We start from the raw sequence: 1,933 nt of genomic DNA, 5'->3' as shown, positions 1-1,933 counted from the left end.
ACAGAGGTAGACCTCCCGGAGGTCTACCTCGCACACACGGGTCTACCTCGGCATCGTGATCTCGACCCGGCTACCTCGGCAGGGGCCGCGTCAGACCGACCAGCGGACCTCGCTCGGACGCGACTCGTTCCACAGGCGGTCGAGCGCGGTGACCACGTAGGTGTACTTCTTGCCGCGCAGCGCGGTCTCGTCGAGGTAGTCCTGCAGGACTCGCGCCTCGGCGCGCTGCGTCGCGACGAGGTGCGCCGGGTTCTCGACGTCGACCTTCCTGACCCATCCGTCGACGCGGTAGATCGCGAACGACGTCGCGGGGAAGCGGCGTCCGCCGGCGTCGGTCCAGTGGACGCGGACGCCGTCGTCGCGCCACCCGGCCCACGCGAGGACCGGGGTGCGCAGCGGCTGCGCGGGCAGCTTCGGGGAGGCGGGCACGAGCGCCGGATGGCGGTAGTGGTCCTCGAGCACCCGGGTCATGGAGCCCTGCGGGTCGGCCGGGACGTGCTTGGCCGAGAAGTAGACGTTGCCGAGCACGGGCCCGACCTCGGCGTCGACCTGCTGGCTGAAGGTCAGGTGGTTCGACATCTCCGCGGGGTCGGTGAAGACGCCCGACGTGACCTTGTAGAGCGCCTCGCCGACGAAGAGCTGCGTGCCGGACTGGGCCGCGACCTCGGCCCACCACGGCACGAGCTTCGCGTAGTCCGCGACGGCGAGCCCGATCTGCCAGTAGATCTGCGGGTTGATGTAGTCGAGCCACCCCTCGGTGACCCACTTGCGCGTGTCGGCGAACTGCATGTCGTACGACTGCGAGCCGTTGGTCGCCGAGCCGCGCGGGTCGGTCGAGGCGTTGCGCCAGATCCCGAACGGGCTGATCCCGAACTTGACCCACGGCTTGACCTGCTTGATGCGCTGCGAGATGGACTGCACGAACGTGTCGACGTTGTGGCGGCGCCACTCCTCGACCGTCGCGAAGCCCGCGCCGTGCGTCGCGTAGGTGTGCGCGTCGGGGATGGTCTGGCCCGCGACCGCGTAGGGGTAGAAGTAGTCGTCGAAGTGCACGCCGTCGAGGTCGTAGTTCTCGACCGAGTGCAGGATCGCGCGCTGGATGTGCTCCTGCGCCTCGGGCAGGCCGGGGTCGAAGTAGAGCTTGCCGCCGTAGGCCCACACCCACTCGGGGTGCCGGCGGGCCGGGTGCTCGGGGACGAGCTGGGCGGGGTCCGCCTGCATCGAGACGCGGTACGGGTTGTACCAGGCGTGGATCTCGATGTTGCGCTTGTGCGACTCCTCGACGACGAACGCGAGCGGGTCGTAGCCGGGGTCCTTGCCCTGGGTGCCCGTGAGGTACTGCGACCACGGCTCGTAGGGGCTGGGCCAGAACGCGTCGGCCGTCGGCCTGACCTGCACGAACACGGCGTTGAGCCGGTACTGCTCGGCCACGTCGAGCCAGTGCAGGTACTCGGCCTTCTGCTGCTCGGCGCTCAGCCCGGCGGCCGAGGGCCAGTCGATGTTGACGACGCTCGAGATCCACATGGCGCGCAGCTCGCGCTTGCGCGGCACAGGGCCCGACGGCGTAGCTCCCGTCGCCGCGACGGGTGCCGTCGCGGCCGCGGCGGGGGAGAAGGAGCCGATCGTCACGCTCAGCGTGCTGGCCGCGATGCCGGCGGTCGCGAGCGTGAGGAAACCGCGGCGGCCGAGGCCCGTGGTCTCGGGCGAGGGGGTGGTGGGAGCGGGGGCGACCGCGGTGGGGTCGCTCGGGTGGTGCGTCATGTCCATGCCTCCGTTGGTACGGGTCCGATGCATGGAAGAGAATTTCACAGTTCTCCTCATTTGTGAAGGAATCTGCCGCCAGCCTGGCCGGCGGGCCCGGCCGGCGGGCCCGGCCGGCCGACCAGGCCGGTCGACCAGGCGGCCGACCAGCGGACGAGAACGGGGTTGAGGC

Annotated in this window: 1 protein-coding gene; it reads right to left on the bottom strand. The window is 70.5% G+C overall.

The annotated features are described in order from the left end of the window. Positions 1 to 90: 90 nt before the first annotated feature. Positions 91 to 1,767: a glycoside hydrolase family 10 protein gene (locus tag ACFRCR_RS18580; RefSeq protein ID WP_377679663.1), complete on the bottom strand. Its 1,677-nt coding sequence runs from the start codon at positions 1,765 to 1,767 to the stop codon at positions 91 to 93. Between the last annotated feature and the right edge of the window lie 166 nt (positions 1,768 to 1,933).

The organism is Oerskovia sp. NPDC056781, assembly GCF_042789955.1.
GTDB classification, from domain to species: domain Bacteria; phylum Actinomycetota; class Actinomycetes; order Actinomycetales; family Cellulomonadaceae; genus Oerskovia; species Oerskovia rustica.
Note: the sequence above shows the minus strand (reverse complement) of the source record. Positions and strands in the feature narration are given on the sequence as shown.